Source organism: Pantoea sp. GbtcB22, from assembly GCF_019091025.1.
Lineage (GTDB): Bacteria > Pseudomonadota > Gammaproteobacteria > Enterobacterales > Enterobacteriaceae > Pantoea > Pantoea leporis.
Genome location: NZ_JAGXKB010000169.1, coordinates 1 through 275 on the forward strand (window position 1 = coordinate 1; position 275 = coordinate 275).

The window sequence follows — 275 nt, forward strand, 5'->3', positions numbered from 1 at the left end:
AGCGTGGCAGTCGTTTATCGAAAAATATCCCGAGCTGAATACGCCGCTCAATCACGAGGCGTGGCAGGCTACGTTGCCATATTTCGCCCAGCACAGTGCGGCGTATGATCGGGCGCGCTATCAGGCGTTTGGTGAGTATATGAAGGGTAATGGTGTGATTAAGGCTGTGGCGCCGATGGGGCTTTATTCGTTGTAGGTTGGTGCGATTTGCCCCCCACCCCAGCCCTCTCCCGCGCGTGGGAGAGTGAGCCGACCGCGCCCACCTAACCATTCTC

At 57.8% G+C, this 275-nt stretch carries 1 pseudogene; it reads left to right on the forward strand.

Features of this window, described 5'->3' with window-relative positions:
- Positions 1–196: pseudogene (locus tag KVT28_RS25075) on the forward strand (thiamine biosynthesis protein); the annotation flags it as partial.
- Positions 197–275: the final 79 nt, after the last annotated feature.